At 54.9% G+C, this 21,365-nt stretch carries 18 protein-coding genes and 7 tRNA genes; 19 read left to right on the forward strand and 6 right to left on the reverse strand.

The window, feature by feature from the left end:
* Nucleotides 1-21: 21 nt before the first annotated feature.
* Nucleotides 22-564: a replication initiation negative regulator SeqA gene (gene seqA, locus WFO70_RS10595; protein ID WP_337016022.1), complete on the reverse strand. Its 543-nt coding sequence runs from the start codon at nucleotides 562-564 to the stop codon at nucleotides 22-24.
* 183 nt (nucleotides 565-747) lie between these two features.
* Here seqA and ybfF point away from each other — a divergent pair, with 183 nt between their 5' ends.
* The 4 genes from ybfF to fur all read left to right on the forward strand — a co-directional run bounded on the left by ybfF (nucleotide 748) and on the right by fur (nucleotide 3,361).
* Nucleotides 748-1,521 carry an esterase gene (ybfF, locus tag WFO70_RS10600; RefSeq protein WP_337016023.1) on the forward strand — a complete coding sequence of 258 codons (774 nt, stop codon included), beginning with the start codon at nucleotides 748-750 and terminating at the stop codon, nucleotides 1,519-1,521.
* A gap of 128 nt (nucleotides 1,522-1,649) precedes the next feature.
* Nucleotides 1,650-1,937, forward strand: coding sequence for a LexA regulated protein (gene ybfE, locus WFO70_RS10605; protein ID WP_337016024.1), 288 nt, complete (start codon nucleotides 1,650-1,652; stop codon nucleotides 1,935-1,937).
* 155 nt (nucleotides 1,938-2,092) lie between these two features.
* Nucleotides 2,093-2,623: a flavodoxin FldA gene (gene fldA, locus WFO70_RS10610; protein ID WP_337016026.1), complete on the forward strand. Its 531-nt coding sequence runs from the start codon at nucleotides 2,093-2,095 to the stop codon at nucleotides 2,621-2,623.
* Between the two features lie 291 nt (nucleotides 2,624-2,914).
* Nucleotides 2,915-3,361, forward strand: coding sequence for a ferric iron uptake transcriptional regulator (gene fur / locus WFO70_RS10615; protein ID WP_032617055.1), 447 nt, complete (start codon nucleotides 2,915-2,917; stop codon nucleotides 3,359-3,361).
* Nucleotides 3,362-3,518: 157 nt separating this feature from the next.
* Here the strand turns inward: fur and chiQ are convergent, their stop codons facing one another.
* The 4 genes from chiQ to nagE all read right to left on the reverse strand — a co-directional run bounded on the left by chiQ (nucleotide 3,519) and on the right by nagE (nucleotide 9,607).
* Nucleotides 3,519-3,848, reverse strand: coding sequence for a ChiQ/YbfN family lipoprotein (chiQ, locus tag WFO70_RS10620; RefSeq protein ID WP_442913374.1), 330 nt, complete (start codon nucleotides 3,846-3,848; stop codon nucleotides 3,519-3,521).
* 46 nt (nucleotides 3,849-3,894) lie between these two features.
* Nucleotides 3,895-5,301 (reverse strand): chitoporin ChiP, encoded by a 1,407-nt coding sequence (chiP, locus tag WFO70_RS10625; protein ID WP_337016028.1) that lies wholly within the window; start codon nucleotides 5,299-5,301, stop codon nucleotides 3,895-3,897.
* A gap of 434 nt (nucleotides 5,302-5,735) precedes the next feature.
* Nucleotides 5,736-7,403: a glutamine--tRNA ligase gene (gene glnS / locus WFO70_RS10630; RefSeq protein ID WP_337016029.1), complete on the reverse strand. Its 1,668-nt coding sequence runs from the start codon at nucleotides 7,401-7,403 to the stop codon at nucleotides 5,736-5,738.
* Nucleotides 7,404-7,582: 179 nt separating this feature from the next.
* Nucleotides 7,583-9,607, reverse strand: a complete 2,025-nt coding sequence (nagE, locus tag WFO70_RS10635) for an N-acetylglucosamine-specific PTS transporter subunit IIBC (RefSeq protein WP_337016031.1) — start codon at nucleotides 9,605-9,607, stop codon at nucleotides 7,583-7,585.
* Between the two features lie 322 nt (nucleotides 9,608-9,929).
* Here nagE and nagB point away from each other — a divergent pair, with 322 nt between their 5' ends.
* From nagB to WFO70_RS10695, 12 genes are all read left to right on the forward strand, one after another.
* Entirely contained in the window at nucleotides 9,930-10,730 is an 801-nt protein-coding gene (nagB, locus tag WFO70_RS10640; RefSeq protein ID WP_337016032.1) for a glucosamine-6-phosphate deaminase, read from the forward strand.
* Nucleotides 10,731-10,786: 56 nt separating this feature from the next.
* Nucleotides 10,787-11,935 carry an N-acetylglucosamine-6-phosphate deacetylase gene (gene nagA / locus WFO70_RS10645; RefSeq protein ID WP_337016033.1) on the forward strand — a complete coding sequence of 383 codons (1,149 nt, stop codon included), beginning with the start codon at nucleotides 10,787-10,789 and terminating at the stop codon, nucleotides 11,933-11,935.
* 8 nt (nucleotides 11,936-11,943) lie between these two features.
* Nucleotides 11,944-13,164, forward strand: coding sequence for a DNA-binding transcriptional regulator NagC (gene nagC / locus WFO70_RS10650; RefSeq protein WP_337016034.1), 1,221 nt, complete (start codon nucleotides 11,944-11,946; stop codon nucleotides 13,162-13,164).
* Between the two features lie 46 nt (nucleotides 13,165-13,210).
* A complete protein-coding gene (gene nagD / locus WFO70_RS10655; protein WP_333850571.1) occupies nucleotides 13,211-13,963 on the forward strand; it encodes a ribonucleotide monophosphatase NagD in 753 nt (250 codons plus the stop codon).
* A 250-nt stretch (nucleotides 13,964-14,213) separates the two neighbouring features.
* Complete coding sequence (gene asnB / locus WFO70_RS10660) at nucleotides 14,214-15,878, forward strand: asparagine synthase B (protein WP_333850573.1); 1,665 nt, start codon at nucleotides 14,214-14,216, stop codon at nucleotides 15,876-15,878.
* A 226-nt stretch (nucleotides 15,879-16,104) separates the two neighbouring features.
* Nucleotides 16,105-16,181: transfer RNA gene (locus WFO70_RS10665), tRNA-Met, on the forward strand.
* Between the two features lie 8 nt (nucleotides 16,182-16,189).
* Nucleotides 16,190-16,274: transfer RNA gene (locus WFO70_RS10670), tRNA-Leu, on the forward strand.
* Nucleotides 16,275-16,297: 23 nt separating this feature from the next.
* Nucleotides 16,298-16,372, forward strand: a tRNA-Gln gene (locus WFO70_RS10675).
* A gap of 33 nt (nucleotides 16,373-16,405) precedes the next feature.
* Nucleotides 16,406-16,480 (forward strand) — tRNA-Gln (locus WFO70_RS10680).
* A gap of 16 nt (nucleotides 16,481-16,496) precedes the next feature.
* Nucleotides 16,497-16,573, forward strand: a tRNA-Met gene (locus WFO70_RS10685).
* A 44-nt stretch (nucleotides 16,574-16,617) separates the two neighbouring features.
* A tRNA-Gln gene (locus WFO70_RS10690) sits at nucleotides 16,618-16,692 on the forward strand.
* 38 nt (nucleotides 16,693-16,730) lie between these two features.
* A tRNA-Gln gene (locus WFO70_RS10695) sits at nucleotides 16,731-16,805 on the forward strand.
* A gap of 95 nt (nucleotides 16,806-16,900) precedes the next feature.
* On the opposite strand, the gene ubiF is transcribed toward WFO70_RS10695, so the two are convergent.
* Nucleotides 16,901-18,076, reverse strand: a complete 1,176-nt coding sequence (gene ubiF, locus WFO70_RS10700; protein ID WP_337016035.1) for a 3-demethoxyubiquinol 3-hydroxylase — start codon at nucleotides 18,074-18,076, stop codon at nucleotides 16,901-16,903.
* Nucleotides 18,077-18,211: 135 nt separating this feature from the next.
* Between ubiF and miaB the strand changes: the two genes are divergently transcribed.
* The 3 genes from miaB to ybeY all read left to right on the forward strand — a co-directional run bounded on the left by miaB (nucleotide 18,212) and on the right by ybeY (nucleotide 21,304).
* Complete coding sequence (gene miaB, locus WFO70_RS10705; protein ID WP_337016037.1) at nucleotides 18,212-19,642, forward strand: tRNA (N6-isopentenyl adenosine(37)-C2)-methylthiotransferase MiaB; 1,431 nt, start codon at nucleotides 18,212-18,214, stop codon at nucleotides 19,640-19,642.
* A 151-nt stretch (nucleotides 19,643-19,793) separates the two neighbouring features.
* Nucleotides 19,794-20,840, forward strand: coding sequence for a PhoH family protein (locus WFO70_RS10710; RefSeq protein ID WP_337016038.1), 1,047 nt, complete (start codon nucleotides 19,794-19,796; stop codon nucleotides 20,838-20,840).
* Entirely contained in the window at nucleotides 20,837-21,304 is a 468-nt protein-coding gene (gene ybeY, locus WFO70_RS10715) for an rRNA maturation RNase YbeY (RefSeq protein WP_337016039.1), read from the forward strand. Before WFO70_RS10710 ends, ybeY begins: the two co-directional genes overlap by 4 nt.
* Nucleotides 21,305-21,365: the final 61 nt, after the last annotated feature.

Genomic DNA, 21,365 nt, shown 5'->3' on the forward strand with positions numbered 1-21,365 from the left:
CTGGTCCTTCTGATGCAAGGGTTAGATAGTGCCGCAAACCTTATCAGTCAATTCCGCCGGGAACTGCATGGATTGCATGATGTGTTCGATCATGCTGCGCTTGCGTCCGGTGTTGGTATTGGTGATCACCCAGTACGGTGTACCAGGCAGGTGCTTGGGCTTAGTTTGATTGCCATTCTGTAACAGCGTTTGCTCGTCAGCCGCGAAATAGACGCGGGTACGACCGTGAAGTGACTCCGTCGCGTCGGCAAATGCGTTGTTATCCAGTGAATAGAGTGTAGTCAGCACCAGCATAAAGCGGTTAACCGCTTTCTTCTGCTCAGCGTATTCGTCGGAAAGCAGTAATTCGCGCATCGCACGCACTTTGTCTTTTACCGGTGACAGCGGCTTTTCCTGCGCAACCGCAGCGGGCTGGCGCGATTCTTTGATGGCCGGAGCGGCAGACTGCGAGGCGGCGGCAATTTTCAGCATGCGCCGTAAAATGTCGGACGCGCTCTCACCAATGTGCCGCGTCTGGCTGGCGATATACTGATAAAGCTCGTCATCAACTTCGATTGTTTTCATCTTAATCCAGTGCGATATCTTATCTGAATACAAGTCGTTGGGAGTATAAGTTCAAAACCCAACAGCGGATAGCGTCAAGCCAGAATGGCGGCAAAAGTCAGAATTAACTGTTTCCTTGCAGCCGGGCGGCAGAATGGTCAACATGATACCCTAACCTGACATACGTAAAAAAAGAACTTTGCCATGAAATTGAATACCCGAGCGCAATCTGCACAATCGCCGCACAATAATTCTCCCATCGTCCTGGTGCATGGCCTGTTTGGCAGCCTGGATAACCTTGGCGTGCTGGCACGGGATCTGGTGACCGACCACGCGCTGTTGCAGGTAGATATGCGCAACCACGGTCTGTCGCCGCGTTCGCCGCAGATGACCTACGCCGATATGGCCAAGGATCTGCTGGATACTCTGGATGAGCACAATATAGAAAAGGCGATCCTGATTGGTCATTCAATGGGCGGCAAAGCGGTGATGGCGCTGACGGCGCTCGCGCCAGAGCGAATTGCCGGGCTGGTGGTGATCGACGTCGCGCCGGTCGATTACGACGTGCGTCGCCACGATGAGATCTTCGCCGCCATTAACGCCGTCACGGACGCAGGCGTCAGCACTCGCCAGCAGGCCGCGACGGTGATGCGTGAACATCTGGACGAAGAAGGTGTCGTGCAGTTCCTGCTGAAATCCTTTGTCGATGGCCAGTGGCGCTTCAACGTGCCGGTGCTCTGGGATCAGTACAACCAGATCGTCGGCTGGCAGCCGGTAGCGGCGTGGCCGCACCCCACCCTGTTTATTACCGGCGGTAATTCGCCGTATGTGACCGAGGCGTACCGTGAGGCGCTGCTGGGGCAATTCCCTCAGGCGCGGGCGCACGTGATTGCCGGGGCCGGACACTGGGTCCATGCTGAAAAACCGGACGCGGTGCTGCGCGCTATCCGCCGTTACCTCGCTGACATCGAAAATTGATTAAAAAGAGAGCGACTGGTCGCCTGCGGGCCTCCAGTCGTTGGCGTGCCGTTTTCGGTGATGTATGATGGCGCGCTTATCGCCCGGGCATTAGCAGGGTGTCTTGTTTCCCCCGAAGTCTCAGAATCATGGCCAAAGAACACACGGACCGCACGACAATAGATCTGTTCGCGAATGAGCGTCGCCCGGGACGACCGAAAACCAATCCGCTATCGCGTGATGAACAGCTGCGCATCAATAAGCGCAATCAGCTTAAACGCGATAAAAGTCGTGGGCTTAAACGCGTCGAGCTGAAACTGAACGCTGACGCCGTCGATGCGCTGAACGAGCTGGCGAATGCCCGTGAGATCAGCCGCAGTGAGCTTATCGAAGAGATGCTGATCGCGCAGCTCGGGAAATGGCACGGCAAAGCTTAAGTCAGAAAACTCCCCTTCTTGTTGCTTTCATGTAGCACAGAGTGCAGTCCTGCGTGATAGCAGTTTCCGCAGGCTTCTCTGTTCTGCTATGATTGCCCTTATCCGTGGCTAAATTGCGCCACCATACCATTAAGTATCAAGAGGTTATTTTACTCATGGCAATCATCGGCATTTTTTTCGGCAGCGACACGGGTAACACCGAGAACATCGCAAAAAACATTCAAAAACAGTTAGGTAAAGACGTTGCCGATGTGCATGACATTGCGAAAAGCAGCAAAGAAGATATCGAAGGTTACGATATTCTGCTGCTGGGCATCCCGACCTGGTATTACGGTGAAGCGCAGTGTGACTGGGACGACTTCTTCCCGTCTCTGGAAGAGATCGACTTCAACGGCAAACTGGTGGCCCTGTTCGGCTGTGGCGATCAGGAAGACTACGCAGAGTACTTCTGCGATGCCCTCGGCACCATTCGCGACATCATTGAGCCACGCGGCGCGGTGATCGTGGGTCACTGGCCAACCGCCGGTTACCACTTCGAAGCCTCCAAAGGTCTGGCCGATGATAACCACTTCGTGGGCCTCGCCATCGACGAAGATCGCCAGCCGGAACTGACCGCCGAGCGTGTCGACAAATGGGTGAAACAGGTTCGCGAAGAGCTGCACCTCGACGACATCCTCAATGCCTGATGATGTCGCGGCGCAACGCTAAAGTTGCGCCGCATTGATAGGTAATACCAATCAAAATAATTGCTACAAATTTTTAACTTTTGCTGCCATACCTGTACAATGATCCAGGAGTAAACGGGGAACCTTGTAACAACTTTGTTGGCGGTACCACGTTTTTATAAGCATACTTTACTTGAGACTTGCAGTTTTCATTACGCCATGGCACTTCTATAATGAGACGCATTATCCCAGGTGCATTTTCTGTCACTTCTTCCTTAGAAGTGAATCGTTTAGCAACAGGACAGATTCCGCATGACTGACAACAACACCGCATTAAAGAAGGCCGGACTGAAAGTCACGCTTCCACGGTTAAAAATCCTGGAAGTGCTTCAGGGTCCGGATAACCATCATGTCAGTGCGGAAGACTTATACAAGCGTCTGATCGACATGGGCGAAGAGATTGGTCTGGCTACCGTTTACCGTGTACTGAACCAGTTCGACGATGCAGGCATCGTTACGCGTCATAATTTCGAAGGCGGTAAATCCGTATTTGAACTGACGCAGCAGCATCATCACGATCACCTGATTTGCCTCGACTGCGGCAAAGTGATCGAATTCAGCGATGATTCCATCGAATTACGTCAGCGCGAAATTGCCGCACGTCATGGCATTCGTCTGACCAACCACAGTCTGTACCTGTATGGCCACTGTGCCGAAGGCGACTGCCGCGAAGATGACCACGCGCACGACACGAAATAATCTCCGCTAAGACTCTGAGCCAACCTGACGGTTGGCTTTTTTTTTGCCTGTCATTATGTCAAAAAGCCCGGTGGCGCTGCGCTTACACGGGCCTACCAGGGTGAAATCTCCCGTAGGCCCGGTAAGCAAAGCGCCACCGGGCGTTAAAGACAGCGGATTACTTGCTGTTATTACTGCGAATCTCCTGCCAGATTTTATCGCAGTTTTTGGTCACGTCCTGATTGTTACCCGTTTTACGCGCCTGGATACAGGCCTGGTAATCCGCCACCCGGACGGTTTCCTGGGTCGCAAACTGTTGGTGCGCCTTCTCCTGACGCAGCACGTCCAGCACGCTCTGGCAGGCTTCGAGTTTCTCAGGCGATCCTTCAGCGGTATTGATGCAGGCGCTGTAGGCCTCTTTCAGACGGGTGTCTTCTTTCTGGGTTTGCGGTTGTGCGCAGGCGGCCAGTCCTGATGCCAGCACCGCGACCAGTACGATTCTTTTCAGCATAACGGTTCCAGTCAGGCGGGGATCGCCCCCGCCCGGGTTGTCATCAGAAGATGGTGAACGGGGCGATAACCATAAACTTCACGTCACGCTCGTCCTGGAAGATGTTGCCGTAGCCGCCGCCGTAGCTTGGGATATCGGAGTGGTTGTCATACTGCGTGAAGTGCAGTTTGAACATAGTCCCTTTCGCGCGACCGTCCTGCAGGGTGTAGCTCGCATCCAGGCTGTAGGCAGACTCTTTGATCTTGTTCGAGGCGATATCTTCACGCTGACCGGCGCTGTTGATTAACCAGTCTGCCGGTTTCGCGTCCCAGGCGTAGACATAGGATGCGCCGACGCTCCAGCCCGCCAGGTTCCAGTTGCTCAGGTCATACATCGCCCCGAAGAAGACCGCTTTTTCGCCGTTGGCGTTAAAGTCGGAGCGGTTATCCCACCACACGTCCAGACGCCCGTTGGAAGAGGCATAGGTTGGCGTCATACGCTGCAGGAAGTAACCCTGCTGACCTTCCGCCTTCACGTAGGTCCCTTCCAGACGCAAATCGACCTGACCGACTTTGTAGCCCAGCGTCAGCGCCTGCAGCCATGCCGTACCGTCGTAGATATCGTTCACGGTGCCGCTGTCGGCTTTATCACGCGTACCGTAGAACTGATAGGTCGTTGAGAGCGGGCCACCCACGATATCAAGCTTGTAGCTGGCTTTGGCAAAGTACTGATCGATGAAACCTTCAGCCTGACCAAAGGCGGCTTCGAGAATCAGGTTATTTTTGAAATCGTACTTCGCGCCGAAGGAGTGGAGATAGTCGACGCGGGTTTTTCTGTCATTCTGATAGAACTTGTCCATCTCAAGGTGCCACGGCGCTTTATATTCGTTAGTCCACATGTAAGAGAAACTCAACGCGCCGCTATCACCGTAGTCAAAGTTGGCCCCGGCTTCGGCACCCTGATAGGTACCTGGCATAAAGCTCCAGTGCGGCGCTAACAGGGTTTGCCCGGTTGGTTGCAGCCAGCCGCCGCGCGCCCATACCGGACCGTATTTAAATTTTGCCGCCGCTTTGTACAGGCTGATCCCGCTCTTATCGCCGGACCAGTCCTCTTTATAGGCTTTGTTGCTGGAGGAGAAAGCTATTTCGTTCGGATGGCCGCTGTCGCCATTTTCCGCCATTTCGATGGCTGTGAACGCAGCCAGATCGAGACCGAACATATCGGCAGCATAGCCGGACTGGAAATCAAGGTTGGCGTTCCAGGTGGAGTGTGCGAGGTTAGTTTTGTATTTGTCTGACTCGACATCTTTGCGGTCACGTTCACGCTGCCAGTAATAGACACCGCCCGTGAGGGTAGAATCATCAATGAAACCTTCGGCCTGGGCTTTTGGAGAAACCATCCAGCCTGACATTGCTGTAACACCGGCGATAGCCAGCGCAAGCGCACTACGTTTGCCACTAAACGTACGCATAATTAATCCTCTTTGACGTATTCAAAGCGCCTTAAACGGCGAAAAACAAAAAAGTAAAAAGTGGAGGTAACCGGAAATACCCGCTTACATCTCCTGTTCTTAGACTATTTTTCGCGACGCGAATTATCAATGCTTTTCAGCGATCAAAAGTCAGGATTATGACAAAGCGCACATATTTGGTTGCGATTTGTAACAAAGGAGATGGGGAAGAATTTTTATTTAAAATAATGTGCAGAATGAGCGATTTATTTTTAATAAATACAGGTTATCTACCGTTAACAGTAGTGGAATTGGATAATTTGCGAAAAGGTAGAGAAAGAGAAGTGTTTTAAGATACAGAATTAATTCGCATCGCGAAGATTTGAAGGATTAATGGCTTTATGGCAGGCAAAAAAAACGCCGCAGTGCGCGGCGTTTTTCAAAGACGAAAGGGATTACTCGCCCGCTTTCGCCCAGGTATCACGCAGGCCGACGGTACGGTTAAATACCAGTTTGTCAGCGGTTGCGTAGCGGCTGTCGAGGCAGAAGTAGCCTTCGCGCTCGAACTGATAAGCATGACCGGCAACGGCCGCTTTCAGGGAGGGCTCGGCAAAGCCCTGTTTGATCACCAGTGAATCCGGGTTAATCACTTCCAGGAAATCCTCTGCCGCGCCCGGGTTTGGCACGCTGAACAGACGATCGTATAGGCGGATTTCAACCGGCAGCGCATGTGCCGCGCTCACCCAGTGGATCACACCCTTCACCTTGCGACCGTCGGCCGGATCCTTACTCAGGGTCTCGGCATCGTAGGTGCAGAAGATAGTGGTGATGTTGCCTTCAGCGTCTTTCTCAACGCGCTCGGCTTTGATCACGTAGGCATTACGCAGGCGCACTTCTTTACCCATCACCAGACGCTTGTACTGCTTGTTAGCTTCTTCACGGAAGTCGGCGCGATCGATCCAGATCTCTGCGCTGAACGGCACGTCACGGCTGCCCATCTCCGGTTTGCTCGGATGGTTCGGCATGGTCACCAGCTCGCTTTCACCCTGCGGATAGTTTTCGATAACCAGTTTCACCGGATCGATAACCGCCATGGCGCGCGGGGCATTGTCGTTCAGATCTTCGCGGATACAGGATTCCAGCGACGCTATCTCAATGGTGTTGTCCTGCTTGGTCACGCCGATGCGTTTGCAGAACTCACGGATAGAGGCCGCGGTATAGCCACGACGACGCAGACCGGAGATGGTCGGCATACGCGGGTCATCCCAGCCTTCAACGTGCTTGTCGGTCACCAGCAGGTTCAGCTTACGCTTGGACATCACGGTGTATTCCAGATTCAGACGAGAGAACTCGTACTGACGCGGATGCACCGGAATAGAGATGTTGTCCAGCACCCAGTCGTACAGGCGACGGTTGTCCTGGAACTCCAGAGTACAGAGTGAGTGGGTAATGCCTTCCAGCGCATCGCTGATGCAGTGGGTGAAGTCGTACATCGGGTAGATGCACCACTTGCTGCCGGTCTGGTGGTGATCGGCAAACTTAATGCGGTACAGCACCGGATCGCGCATCACGATAAACGGCGAGGCCATGTCGATTTTGGCACGCAGACAGGCTTTACCCTCTTCGAAACCACCAGCACGCATTTTTTCAAACAGCGCCAGGTTCTCTTCCACGCTGCGATCGCGGAACGGGCTGTTTTTGCCCGGCGCGGTCAGCGAGCCGCGGTATTCGCGGATTTCGTCAGCGGACAGCTCGTCGACGTAGGCCAGGCCTTTGTTGATCAGCTCCACGGCGTAGGCGTACAGCTGATCAAAATAGTCAGAGGAGTAGCAGATGTCGCCAGACCAGTTGAAGCCCAACCATTGCACGTCGTTCTTAATGGACTCTACGTATTCGATATCTTCTTTCACCGGGTTGGTGTCATCGAAACGCAGGTTGCATTGACCCTGGTAGTCCTGCGCGATGCCGAAGTTCAGGCAGATCGATTTCGCGTGACCAATGTGCAGGTAGCCGTTCGGCTCCGGCGGAAAACGGGTATGAACTGTGGTGTGCTTACCGGTGGCCAGATCTTCATCAATGATCTGACGGATAAAGTTGCTCGGGCGGGCTTCAGCCTCACTCATCGTGGATTCCTCAAAGCGTAAACGACGTATAACGGCATATGATCTTATAAGCCGGGCGTAGTGACAACCTTTAGTTACGCAAAAAAAGGTCTCAGAAGAGAATTATCGGGGCGATTGCTGCAAAAAAAAGCGGCGGGGATATCCCCGCCGCTCAGGCATTAACGCTGACTCAGGAGCACTTATTTGCCTTTAATTTCATACAGAGGTGTCTGACCGGCAACAACCTGGCCCTGCGCCTTGATCACCAGGCCGCTGAAGTCGTCGATATTGCTGCAGACAACCGGGCTGATCATGGAGCGCGCATTGGCGTTCAGGTAGTCGAGATCCATTTCCAGAACCGGCTGACCAGCAACCACTTCTGCACCCTCTTCCACCAGGCGTTTGAAGCCCTGGCCACCCAGCGCAACGGTATCGATACCCATGTGGACAACGATCTCCGCGCCTTTCTCTGTTTCCAGGCAGAACGCGTGGTTGGTGTTAAAGATTTTGACGATAGTCCCGGCTGCCGGGGAGACCACGGTTTTATCCGTTGGTTTCACCGCCACGCCATCACCGACGGCTTTGCTGGCGAAGGCTTCATCAGGCACCTGCTCCAGGGCAACCACTTCACCGGTTACCGGGGAAACCAGCGCGGCGATGGTAGTGGCATTAGGAACAGCCTGTGGCTTAACGGCAGCAGCAGGTGCTGCGGCTGGCGCTGGTGCAGCTTCAGCAGCGGCAACCGGACCAGTAGTTTTCATGGCGTTAGCGATTTTCTCAGCCACAAAGCCGACGATGATCTGCACGCTGGTTTTGTTCAGGCGGATCACGCCAGACGCACCCAGGCGTTTCGCCATCGCTTCGTTCACCAGAGAAGAGTCTTTCACGTTCAGACGCAGACGGGTGATGCAGGCATCAATACCGGTCAGGTTGTCGGAACCGCCGACGGCCGCGATGTACTGACGCGCCAGACCGGAAACGTCTTCCGTCGCGGTACCGCTCACGTTCACGTCCTGACCATCCGCTTCGCTACCGGCAACCGCCAGCTCACGACCCGGGGTCATCAGGTTGAATTTAGTGATGGTGAAGCGGAACACCACGTAGTAGATCACGAAGAACGCCAGACCCTGCAGGATCAGCATGTACCAGTGAACCGCCAGCGGGTTACGGGACGACAGCACCATATCCACCAGACCCGCACTGAAGCCGAAGCCGGCAATCCACTGCATGCTTGCGGCGATGAACACGGAGATACCGGTCAGCACGGCGTGGATTACGTACAGTACCGGGGCAACGAACATGAAGGAGAATTCCAGCGGCTCGGTGATACCGGTGAAGAAGGCCGCGAATGCGCCCGCCATCATGATACCCAGCACTTTCGCTTTGTTCTCTGGACGCGCGCAGTGGTAGATCGCCAGCGCAGCACCCGGCAGACCGAACATCATAATCGGGAAGAAGCCCGCCTGATAACGACCGGTGATACCGACAACCGCTTTACCTGCTTCGATGGACTGTGCGCCGCCGAGGAAGTTAGGGATGTCGTTAATGCCCGCAACGTCAAACCAGAACACGGAGTTCAGGGCGTGGTGCAGACCGACCGGGATCAGCAGACGGTTGAAGAACGCATACACGCCCGCACCGACGGAACCCAGTTTCTGGATGTGCTCACCGAAGTTCACCAGACCGTCGAAGATCACCGGCCAGATGTACATCAGGATGAAAGCAACAACAATCATCACGAAGGAGGTCAGGATCGGCACCAGACGACGACCGCTGAAGAAGGAGAGTGCTTTTGGCAACTCAACGCTACTGAAGCGGTTGTACAGTTCAGCGGAGATGATACCCACCAGGATACCCACGAACTGGTTGCTGATCTTACCGAAAGCTGCAGGAACCTGGTCCGCAGGGATCTTCTGGATCATCGAAACCGCAGCCGGGGAGCAGAGCGTGGTCAACACAAGGAAGCCCACAAAACCGGTCAGTGCCGCAGCACCGTCTTTATCTTTGGACATACCATAAGCCACACCAATGGCAAACAGTACGGACATGTTATCGATAATGGCAGAACCGGACTTGATGAAGAACGCCGCGAGCGCGTTGTCTCCACCCCAACCCACCGGGTCAATCCAGTAACCGACACCCATTAGTATTGCTGCCGCTGGCAGCGTGGCGACCGGCACCATTAAGGCGCGGCCAACCTTTTGTAAGTAACCTAAAATGCTCAATTTGTTCCCCCTATGAGACCCCGTTAACGGTGTATTCTCAGCTGTGTTTTTATTGTGTCACTAACTTGTAAATACAGTTGATGATTCACTGGCTGATTGAGTGTGTGGAAAATTAATTCGTATCGCAAATTAAACGCGTACTTTTTGTGAGTTTTGTCACCAAATATTGTTTATCCCCCTCCCCTCCACTGGCAAACTGCCAAAACTTATTTTATGATACGAAAAATCAGGACGGATTGCCCCCTCCCGGCGTGACCAGGTTAGTCTTAATCATACCCGGACAAGCAATCCGCCAACTTTTATCAAACTTCAGAGGTGAATAATGAGACTGATCCCCCTGGCAACTGCAGAACAAGTCGGTAAATGGGCTGCCCGCCATATCGTAAACCGTATCAATGCGTTCAAACCGACTGCCGATCGTCCTTTTGTACTGGGTTTACCAACCGGTGGCACACCTCTTACCGCCTATAAAGCCCTGGTGGAGATGCATAAAGCGGGCCAGGTAAGCTTCGAACATGTTGTCACCTTCAACATGGATGAGTATGTTGGCCTGCCAAAAGATCATCCGGAAAGCTACCACAGCTTCATGCACCGTAATTTCTTTGATCACATTGATATTCAGCCGGGAAATATTAACCTGCTGGATGGTAATGCGCCGGATATTGATGCTGAGTGCCGTCATTATGAAGAAAAAATTCGCGCTTACGGCAAAATTCACCTGTTCATGGGTGGCGTGGGCAACGATGGTCATATCGCGTTTAACGAACCGGCCTCTTCGCTGGCGTCCCGTACCCGTATCAAAACCCTGACTCATGACACCCGTGTGGCAAACTCCCGTTTCTTTGATGGCGACGTGAACCAGGTGCCAAAATACGCCCTGACCGTTGGCGTGGGTACCCTGCTGGATGCCGAAGAAGTGATGATTCTGGTGCTGGGCAGCGTGAAAGCGCAGGCGCTGCAGGCGGCCGTTGAAGGCAACGTCAACCACATGTGGACCATCAGCTGCCTGCAGCTGCATCCGAAAGCAGTAGTGGTGTGCGATGAGCCGTCCACCATGGAACTGAAAGTGAAGACGCTGAAATATTTCAACGAATTAGAAGCAGAAAACATTAAAGGTCTGTAATGTAACGCCGCCTCTGTTCGCAGAGGCGGGATGCTATTTTTATACCGGGGGTCGTTATGTACGCTTTAACCCACGGTCGGATTTATACCGGCCATGAAATTCTGGATGACCATGCGATTGTGATCGCAAATGGCCTGATTGAACGTGTCTGCCCGCTGGCCGAGCTGCCGGCGGAAATAGAACAACGCTCGCTCAATGGGGCAATCCTCTCCCCCGGTTTTATCGACGTACAGCTTAACGGCTGTGGCGGCGTGCAGTTCAATGATACAGCGGAAGCCGTTACGGTTGAGACGCTGGAGATTATGCAGCGCGCCAACGAAAGATCGGGCTGCACCAGCTACCTGCCTACGCTTATCACCACCAGCGACGATCTGATGAAACAGGGCATTCGCGTGATGCGTGAATACCTGGCGAAGTATCCGCACCAGGCGCTGGGCCTGCACCTTGAAGGTCCGTGGCTGAATATCGTCAAGAAAGGCACCCATAATCCGAGCTTCGTGCGTAAACCTGACGACGAGCTGGTCGATTACATGTGCGCCAACGCGGATGTGATCACCAAAGTGACCCTGGCACCCGAGATGGTCGACCCTGAAGTCATCCGCAAGCTGGCGGGCGCAGGCATTGTGGTCTCTGCCGGGCACTCCAACGCCACGCTGAAAGAGGCCAAAGTAGGCTTCCGGGCCGGTATCACCTTCGCCACCCACCTTTATAACGCCATGCCGTATATCACCGGGCGCGAGCCGGGTCTGGCCGGGGCTATCTTCGACGAGCCGGACGTCTACTGCGGCATCATTGCCGACGGGTTACACGTCGATTATGCCAACGTACGTAACGCCAAGCGTCTGAAAGGCGACAAGTTGTGCCTGGTCACAGATGCCACAGCACCCGCAGGGGCAAATATTGAACAGTTCATTTTTGCTGGTAAAACAATATACTACCGGAATGGACTGTGTGTGGATGAGAACGGAACCTTAAGCGGTTCAGCTCTGACCATGATCGAAGGCGTGCGCAATCTGGTGGAACATTGCAGCATTGCTCTGGATGAAGTGTTGCGTATGGCAACCCTCTATCCGGCCCGCGCGATTGGCGTGGACAAGCAGCTGGGCAGCATTGCCCCGGGCATGGTGGCTAACCTCACCGCATTCACACACGATTATAAAATCATCAAGACCATCGTTAATGGTAACGAGGTCGTCACAGAGTAAGTAAACGTATGACACCTGGCGGACAAGCTCAAATTGGTAACGTTGATCTGGTAAAGCAGCTGAACAGTGCTGCGGTATATCGACTGATTGACCAGCATGGACCCATCTCGCGGATCCAGATTGCAGAACAGAGCCAGCTTGCCCCCGCCAGCGTAACGAAAATTACCCGCCAGCTCATTGAGCGCGGGCTGATCAAAGAAGTAGACCAGCAGGCCTCCACCGGGGGCCGGCGCGCCATCTCGATTGTCACCGAAACCCGCAATTTTCACGCCATCGGCGTGCGCCTTGGCCGCCATGACGCCACCCTGACGCTGTACGATCTGAGCAGCAAAGCGGTCGCTGAAGAGCACTACTCCCTGCCGGAACGCACGCAGGAGACCCTCGAGCACGCCCTGCTCAACGCCATTGAACTGTTTATCGAATCCTGCCAGCGCAAGATCCGCGAGCTGATTGCCATTTCGGTGATCCTGCCCGGGCTTGTCGACCCTGAAAGCGGCGTTATCCGCTATATGCCGCATATTCAGGTTGAAAACTGGGGGTTGATCGACGCCCTGGAAAAACGCTTCGCTGTAACCTGCTTTGTGGGTCACGACATTCGCAGCCTGGCGCTGGCTGAGCACTACTTTGGTGCGAGCCAGGATTGTGAAGACTCTATTCTGGTGCGCGTGCACCGGGGAACAGGGGCCGGGATCATCTCCAACGGGCGCATTTTTATTGGTCGGAACGGTAACGTCGGCGAGATTGGCCACATTCAGGTCGATCCGCTGGGGGAGCGCTGCCACTGCGGTAACTTTGGTTGCCTGGAAACCGTAGCCGCCAACGCCGCCATCGAGCAGCGCGTGCGTCACCTGCTGGAGCAGGGCTACCAGAGCCGCGTCACGCTGGATGACTGTAAAATCAATGCTATCTGCAAAGCCGCCAACAAGGGAGACGCGCTGGCCAGCGAAGTGATCGAGCAGGTTGGCCGCCATCTCGGCAAAACCATCGCCATCGCCATCAACCTGTTTAACCCGCAAAAAGTGGTGATCGCCGGCGAAATTACCGAAGCCGAAAAGGTACTGCTGCCCGCCATTGAAGGATGCATTAATACCCAGGCGCTGAAGGCGTTTCGTCAGAATCTGCCGGTGGTGCGCTCGGCGCTGAACGACCGCTCCGCCATTGGTGCCTTTGCGCTGGTAAAACGCGCCATGCTTAACGGTATCCTGTTGCAGCGTTTGCTGGAAGGCTGACAGCGTTTTATAGTGTCGCCTTCTTTTTTTTGATGTCGGGAAGTCCATGACCATTAAGAATGTTATTTGTGATATCGATGGCGTGCTGATGCACGACAATGTTGCCGTGCCGGGCGCAGCAGAATTTCTTAACCGCATCATGGAAAAAGGCATGCCGCTGGTGCTGCTCACCAACTTCCCGTCGCAGACCGGGCAGGATCTGGCAAACCGTTTTGCTACCGCCGGTGTCGATGTGCCCGACAGCGTGTTCTACACCTCGGCGATGGCGACCGCAGATTTTCTGAAGCGTCAGGAAGGCAAAAAAGCCTATGTGGTGGGCGAAGGTGCGCTGATCCATGAGCTATACAAAGCCGGTTTTACCATCACCGATGTGAATCCCGATTTCGTGATCGTCGGTGAGACGCGCTCCTATAACTGGGAGATGATGCACAAGGCCGCGTTTTTCGTCGCCAACGGGGCCCGCTTTATCGCCACCAACCCGGATACCCACGGTCGCGGCTTTTATCCGGCCTGTGGCGCGCTCTGTGCCGGGATTGAGAAGATGACCGGACGCATGCCGTTTTATGTCGGCAAGCCCAGCCCGTGGATCATTCGCGCGGCACTGAACAAAATGCAGGCCCACTCGGAAGATACGGTGATCGTGGGCGACAACCTGCGCACCGATATTCTCGCCGGCTTCCAGGCCGGGCTGGAGACCATTCTGGTGCTGTCGGGGGTATCAACCCTCGATGATATTGATTCAATGCCGTTCCGGCCGAGCTGGATTTATCCTTCGGTCGCGGAAATTGATGTTCTGTAACCTGAAACCACGTCCCCGGACGTGGTTTTTTCATTTTAGCGCGGCAGAAACAGCATCACATCTAATCAAAATCGCCATTCATTGAATAATCCGCAATAATACTGCTCAAGTCATACGCTTTTTTCAACATTCGGTAATGACGATTGCACTTTTTCACTTTTACCCGGCAAAACGCTTGCCGCTCCTGCCCTTTTACGGCATTTTCATAAGCAAGCAACATCACACTGCAACAGGGTTAATGGAGAAGGTTATGTGTTCAATTTTCGGCGTACTGGATATTAAAACTGACGCAGGCGAACTGCGTAAAAAGGCACTGGAGTTATCCCGTCTGATGCGCCATCGCGGCCCGGACTGGTCCGGTGTATACGCCAGCGATAAAGCGATTCTGGCCCATGAACGTCTGTCGATTGTTGACGTTAACGCCGGTGCTCAGCCGCTCTATAACGAGAAAAAAACCCATGCCCTGGCGGTCAACGGTGAGATCTACAACCACCAGGCGCTGCGTGCCGAGTACGGCGATCGCTATGCCTTCCAGACCGGTTCCGACTGTGAAGTGATCCTGGCGCTGTACCAGGAAAAAGGCCCGGAATTCCTCGATGAGCTGCAGGGGATGTTCGCCTTCGCCCTGTACGACAGCGAAAAAGATGCGTATCTGATTGGCCGCGACCATATCGGGATCATCCCGCTGTATATGGGTCACGATGAATTCGGCAACTTCTATGTGGCCTCCGAGATGAAAGCCCTGGTGCCGGTGTGCCGCACCATTAAAGAGTTCCCGGCAGGCAGCTTCCTGTGGAGCAAAGATGGCGAGATCCGCTCTTACTATCAGCGCGACTGGTTCGATTACGATGCCGTTAAAGACAACGTCACCGACAAAGTGGAGCTGACCCAGGCCCTGGAAGAGGCGGTAAAAAGCCATCTGATGTCAGACGTGCCTTACGGCGTGCTGCTCTCTGGCGGTCTGGACTCGTCCGTGATCTCGGCGATCACCAAAAAATATGCCGCCCGCCGCGTGGAAGATCAGGAGCGTTCTGAAGCCTGGTGGCCGCAGCTGCACTCCTTCGCTGTCGGTCTGGAAGGATCTCCGGACCTGAAAGCCGCCCAGGAAGTGGCTAACCATCTCGGTACCGTGCACCATGAAATTCACTTTACGGTGCAGGAAGGGCTGGATGCGATCCGTGACGTTATCTATCACATTGAAACCTATGACGTGACCACTATCCGCGCCTCCACGCCGATGTACCTGATGTCGCGTAAAATCAAAGCCATGGGCATCAAAATGGTGCTCTCCGGCGAAGGGTCTGACGAAGTATTTGGCGGTTACCTGTACTTCCATAAAGCGCCAGATGCCAAAGAGCTGCACGAAGAGACGGTACGTAAGCTGCAGGCGCTGCACATGTTTGACTGCGCCCGTGCCAACAAAGCGATGTCCGCCTGGGGCGTGGAAGCGCGCGTGCCGTTCCTGGATAAGAAATTCCTCGACGTGGCCATGCGTATCAACCCGCAGGACAAGATGTGCGGCAACGGCAAGATGGAAAAACATATCCTGCGCGAGTGTTTTGAATCTTATCTGCCGGCAAGCGTGGCCTGGCGTCAGAAAGAGCAGTTCTCGGACGGCGTAGGTTACAGCTGGATCGATACCCTGAAAGAGGTGGCCGCGAAGCAGATTTCCGACCAACAACTGGAAACGGCCAGCTTCCGCTTCCCGTACAACACGCCGGGATCGAAAGAAGCCTACCTGTACCGTGAGATCTTCGAAGAGCTGTTCCCGCTGCCAAGCGCAGCCGAGTGTGTCCCGGGTGGTCCTTCCGTGGCCTGCTCCTCTGCAAAAGCCATTGAGTGGGATGAAGCCTTCAAAACCATGAACGATCCGTCAGGACGTGCCGTGGGTGTGCACCAGTCCGCGTATAAATAAGCAAAAAGAATTGCCATGAGGCCCTGCGGGGCCTCTTTTTTTGCCTCGCATTTCGCTGGACAAAATCGATTAATAACCAATAATTGCCGAATATTCGGCCACGCTGTTCGCAACCTAACCAAACAGTCACATTCCAGACATTTTCGATGAAAAAGGTGTTGACGCTGTAAGGGTCTATACGCATAATGCGCCCCGCAACGCCGATAAGGTAACGCGAAAAAAAGATGGCTACGTAGCTCAGTTGGTTAGAGCACATCACTCATAATGATGGGGTCACAGGTTCGAATCCCGTCGTAGCCACCATCTTTTTTGCGGGAGTGGCGAAATTGGTAGACGCACCAGATTTAGGTTCTGGCGCCGCAAGGTGTGCGAGTTCAAGTCTCGCCTCCCGCACCATTCCCATAAAAGCGTTGCACGGATGGGGTATCGCCAAGCGGTAAGGCACCGGTTTTTGATACCGGCATTCCCTGGTTCGAATCCAGGTACCCCAGCCATATTTCTTCGATTTTGCGGTTCTCCGCGGTTATTGGGGTATCGCCAAGCGGTAAGGCACCGGTTTTTGATACCGGCATTCCCTGGTTCGAATCCAGGTACCCCAGCCATCGAAGAAAGCAGTCTGGCTACGTAGCTCAGTTGGTTAGAGCACATCACTCATAATGATGGGGTCACAGGTTCGAATCCCGTCGTAGCCACCAAATTAGTAAACTATCGAGTTATTCGGTAGCCTAGAAAAAATTGTTGGGGTATCGCCAAGCGGTAAGGCTCTGGTTTCTGATACCAGCATTCCGAGGTTCGAATCCTCGTACCCCAGCCAATTTAAAAAGTCGTTAGATGATATTTGTTTAACGCAATTGGGGTGTCGCCAAGCGGTAAGGCACTGGTTTCTGATACCAGCATTCCGGGGTTCGAATCCCTGCACCCCAGCCACACTAAAAAAGCTCGCTTCGGCGAGCTTTTTGCTTTTCTGCGTTTCTGAAAGTTATGCCGGGTGGCGGCTTCGCCTTACCCGACCTACAACAGTTTTAAAGTCCTAAGGCGTACTTCAGCGCCTGACGTTTCAGCCCGCCTGCACGCTGCGCCGCCATCAATCCCACGTTACGCAGGATGCGCAGCGGTCCCAGATCGTTGCTGAACCCGGCGTAAAACAGATCCATCCCCGACTGCATAATGAAGTTGTCCGCCATCCGTCGGGTCTGATAACGCTTAAGCACCTGATGGCTGGCCCAGGCTTCGCCGTGGGTGCGGGCGTTGCTGAGGACATCGATCAGCGCATCGACGTCGCGATAGCCAAGGTTTACCCCCTGCCCCGCCAACGGATGAATGGTGTGCGCCGCATCGCCCACCAGCGCCAGACCTTCCTGTGCGTACTGCAGGGCGTGACGGCGCGTCAGCGGGAAGGCACCCGCAGCGACCGGCGTGACGGTCCCAAGACGTGCCGGGAAGTGGTGGGCGATTTCGCGCTGCAACTGCTCCATTGATAGCCCCTGCAGCTGGCGAATACGGGCCGGGGTGTCGTACCACACCAGCGAGGCCCAGCGATCGAACAGCGGTAAAAATGCGTGCGGGCCGTTAGGGGTAAAGTGCTGCCAGGTGCTGTCGCCCGGATCGTTTTCGCAGTCGACGGTGATCAGCATGCAGGATTGTTGATATTGCCAGGCGTGAATGCCGATCCCCGCCAGCTCCCGTACCCGGGAATTAGCCCCGTCGGCACCCACCAGCAGTTTCACCGCCAGCTGCTCGCCGCTATCCAGCTCAATCAGGTGCTGGTCGTTGTGGCGGTGCAGATGCTTCACCGACGCAGGTACCCGCAGCGTAACCTGCGGATGGGCCTCGAGTGCCTGCCAGAGCGCCTGCTGCAGAACGGTATTTTCAACCATATACCCCAGCAGCGGGAGTTTCAGCTCCGCAGCGTCAAACACCACATGGGCATTTTCCCACTCCCAGGTCTCCAGACGGCGATACGGGTGCGCGCGCATGGCGAGGATAGCGTCCCAGACGCCCAGGCCGCGGAGCAGATCGACCGACGCGGCGCTGATGGCTGAGATGCGCACATCCGGCTGCTGAGAAGCGTCAAAGGCTGGCGGCGTCGCTTGTTCGATAACCGTTACGTCGAAACCCTGTTGCGCCAGCCCCAGCGCCAGCGCCCCGCCGACCATACCGCCGCCGACAACGGCGATCCCGGTTTGTTGGATAGTCATGGTCATTTGTCCTTATTTGAGAATCCCTTAAGTTTACCGGATTTTTTCGCCCTGAGTCCGGGAACCTTCATACTGGTCACAACCGCACCAAAGCATTACAATACGCGCCCTGCAATCCTGAGCACGAGCAAGTCGATGACAAAAAAACTCCATATTAAAACCTGGGGCTGTCAGATGAACGAATATGATTCATCCAAGATGGCCGATCTGCTGGATGCCACCCATGGGTATCAACTCACCGACGTGGCGGAAGAGGCAGACGTGTTGCTGCTGAACACCTGCTCGATCCGTGAGAAGGCGCAGGAGAAAGTCTTTCATCAGTTAGGTCGCTGGAAGCTGATCAAACAAAAAAGACCCGAAGTGATCATCGGTGTCGGCGGCTGTGTCGCCTCGCAGGAAGGCAAGCTGATCCGTCAGCGCGCCCACTACGTCGATATTATTTTTGGCCCGCAGACCCTGCACCGTCTGCCAGAGATGATCAACGCCGTGCGCGGGACCGGCCAGCGCAAAGCGATCATCGACGTCAGCTTCCCGGAAATCGAAAAATTTGACCGTCTGCCGGAACCGCGTGCGGATGGCCCGACCGCCTTCGTCTCCATCATGGAAGGCTGCAACAAATACTGTACCTACTGCGTGGTGCCTTACACCCGCGGTGAGGAAGTCAGCCGCCCTTGCGACGACATTCTCTTTGAAATTGCGCAGCTGGCGGCGCAGGGCGTACGTGAAGTGAACCTGCTCGGGCAGAACGTAAACGCCTGGCGCGGCGAGAACTATGACGGCAGCACCGGCTCCTTTGCTGAACTGCTGCGTCTGGTGGCAGCCATCGACGGCATCGATCGCATTCGCTTCACCACCAGCCACCCGATTGAATTCACCGATGACATCATTGATGTCTACCGTGATACGCCGGAGCTGGTGAGCTTCCTGCACCTGCCGATCCAGTGCGGCTCTGACCGCGTGCTGAACCTGATGGGCCGCACCCACACCGCGCTGGAATATAAAGCGATCATCCGCAAGCTGCGTGAAGCGCGCCCGGATATTCAGATCAGCTCTGACTTTATCGTTGGCTTCCCTGGCGAAACGGACGAGGATTTCGAACGCACCATGAAGGTGATTGGTGATGTGAACTTCGACGTGAGCTATAGCTTCATCTTCTCGGCCCGCCCGGGTACGCCTGCCGCTGATATGGTGGATGACGTGCCGGATGAGGTGAAAAAGCAGCGGCTGTATATTCTGCAGGATCGCATTAACCAGCAGGCCAACGCCTGGAGCCGCCGGATGCTCGGCACCGTGCAGCGCGTGCTGGTGGAAGGCACTTCACGTAAGAGCATTATGCAGCTCTCTGGCCGTACGGAGAACAACCGCGTGGTGAACTTCGAAGGCACGCCGGATCTGGTGGGCAAGTTCGTGGATATCGAGATCCTCGAGGTACTGACCAACTCCCTGCGTGGCAAACTGGTGCGCACCGAAGATGAAATGGGCCTGCGGGTCGTTGAATCCCCGGCGTCGGTGATTGCCCGTACCCGTAAAGAAAGCGATCTGGGCGTCGGCGTTTATCAGCCATAGCCCCTCTGGCCTGCCATTTGTGGCAGGCCTTGTTTTCCCCTCTTCTCTCCCCCATATCCTTCGCAATGCTTGCGCCTTTATTCTGTGGCGTGAATACTTTCATAAGACAGACCCACTGCCTTATGACACCCGAGACATTAAGAGGAACGGTTTGAATATAGATACACGTGAAATTACCCTTGAGCCAGCAGACAACGCTCGCCTGCTGAGCCTGTGCGGGCCGTTTGATGACAACATCAAACATCTGGAGCGACGTCTGGGTATCGAGATTAATCGTCGCGATAACCAGTTCAAACTCACCGGACGCGCCATTTGCGTCAATGCCGCTGCGGATATTCTCCGTAGCCTGTACGTGGATACCGCCCCGATGCGCGGTGAAACTCAGGATATTGAGCCGGAACAGATCCATCTGGCGATCAAAGAGTCGCGGGTTCTGGAGCAGAGTGCGGAGAGCGTGCCGGATTTCGGCAAAGCGATTCACATCCAGACCAAGCGTGGCGTCATTAAGCCACGCACGCCAAACCAGGCGCAGTACATCGCCAATATTCTCGATCATGACATCACCTTCGGCGTTGGCCCGGCGGGTACGGGTAAAACCTACCTCGCAGTGGCAGCGGCCGTGGATTCCCTGGAGCGCCAGGAGATCCGCCGTATTCTGCTTACCCGTCCGGCGGTTGAGGCGGGCGAAAAGCTGGGCTTCCTGCCTGGCGACCTGAGCCAGAAGGTCGATCCTTACCTGCGCCCGCTGTACGATGCGCTGTTTGAGATGCTCGGCTTTGAGAAGGTCGAAAAACTGATTGAACGTAACGTCATTGAAGTGGCTCCGCTGGCCTACATGCGCGGCCGCACCCTGAACGATGCGTTCATCATCCTGGATGAGAGCCAGAACACCACCATCGAACAGATGAAGATGTTCCTGACCCGTATTGGCTTCAACTCCAAAGCGGTGATCACCGGGGATATCACACAGGTCGACCTGCCGCGCAGCACCAAATCGGGTCTGCGTCACGCCATCGAAGTGCTGTCCGAAGTGGACGAAATCAGCTTTAACTTCTTCCACAGCGAAGACGTGGTGCGTCACCCGGTGGTGGCGCGCATCGTTACGGCGTATGAAGCATGGGAAGCAGCAGATCAAAAACGTAAAGCAGAGCAGGCCGCGGAACGTAAACGCGAAGCCCAGGAGCAAGAGCAGAAATGAGTCAGGTGATCCTCGATTTACAGCTGGCCTGTGAAGACAATTCCGGTTTGCCGGAAGAGAGCCAGTTCCAGGCGTGGCTGAACGCCGTCATCCCGCAGTTCCAGGAAGAGTCAGAAGTGACGATTCGCCTGGTGGATGAGGCAGAAAGCCACGACCTGAACCTGACCTATCGCGGGAAAGATAAGCCGACCAACGTGCTCTCTTTCCCGTTTGAAGCGCCGCCTGGCATCGAACTGCCGCTGCTGGGTGATTTAATCATCTGCCGGCAGGTGGTGGAGCAGGAAGCAAAGGAGCAGCAGAAGCCGCTCGAGGCCCACTGGGCGCACATGGTGGTGCACGGGAGCCTGCATCTGCTGGGCTACGATCACATTGAAGATGACGAAGCGGAAGAGATGGAGTCCCTCGAGACAGAGATAATGCTTGCTCTGGGCTATGAGGATCCGTACATTGCCGAGAAAGAGTAGTCTGTTCGGCGGTTTTGCGCCGGAGTGACATAATGTGCCGTCGTGTCAGACCCAGGTCCGC

The sequence above is a fragment of the Leclercia sp. AS011 genome (assembly GCF_037152535.1).
GTDB lineage: Bacteria > Pseudomonadota > Gammaproteobacteria > Enterobacterales > Enterobacteriaceae > Enterobacter.

Bases quoted from the DNA above. Each gene is read 5' to 3' on its own strand.
- chiP (WP_337016028.1), bottom strand. From the start codon at position 5,301: ATGCGTACGTTTAGTGGCAAACGTAGTGCGCTTGCGCTGGCTATCGCC.
- ybeY (WP_337016039.1), top strand. From the start codon at position 20,837: ATGAGTCAGGTGATCCTCGATTTACAGCTGGCCTGTGAAGACAATTCC.
- ybfE (WP_337016024.1), top strand. From the start codon at position 1,650: ATGGCCAAAGAACACACGGACCGCACGACAATAGATCTGTTCGCGAAT.
- seqA (WP_337016022.1), bottom strand. From the start codon at position 564: ATGAAAACAATCGAAGTTGATGACGAGCTTTATCAGTATATCGCCAGC.
- nagA (WP_337016033.1), top strand. From the start codon at position 10,787: ATGTACGCTTTAACCCACGGTCGGATTTATACCGGCCATGAAATTCTG.
- fldA (WP_337016026.1), top strand. From the start codon at position 2,093: ATGGCAATCATCGGCATTTTTTTCGGCAGCGACACGGGTAACACCGAG.
- glnS (WP_337016029.1), bottom strand. From the start codon at position 7,403: ATGAGTGAGGCTGAAGCCCGCCCGAGCAACTTTATCCGTCAGATCATT.
- fur (WP_032617055.1), top strand. From the start codon at position 2,915: ATGACTGACAACAACACCGCATTAAAGAAGGCCGGACTGAAAGTCACG.
- nagB (WP_337016032.1), top strand. From the start codon at position 9,930: ATGAGACTGATCCCCCTGGCAACTGCAGAACAAGTCGGTAAATGGGCT.
- ubiF (WP_337016035.1), bottom strand. From the start codon at position 18,076: ATGACTATCCAACAAACCGGGATCGCCGTTGTCGGCGGCGGTATGGTC.
- nagD (WP_333850571.1), top strand. From the start codon at position 13,211: ATGACCATTAAGAATGTTATTTGTGATATCGATGGCGTGCTGATGCAC.
- ybfF (WP_337016023.1), top strand. From the start codon at position 748: ATGAAATTGAATACCCGAGCGCAATCTGCACAATCGCCGCACAATAAT.
- asnB (WP_333850573.1), top strand. From the start codon at position 14,214: ATGTGTTCAATTTTCGGCGTACTGGATATTAAAACTGACGCAGGCGAA.
- miaB (WP_337016037.1), top strand. From the start codon at position 18,212: ATGACAAAAAAACTCCATATTAAAACCTGGGGCTGTCAGATGAACGAA.
- nagC (WP_337016034.1), top strand. From the start codon at position 11,944: ATGACACCTGGCGGACAAGCTCAAATTGGTAACGTTGATCTGGTAAAG.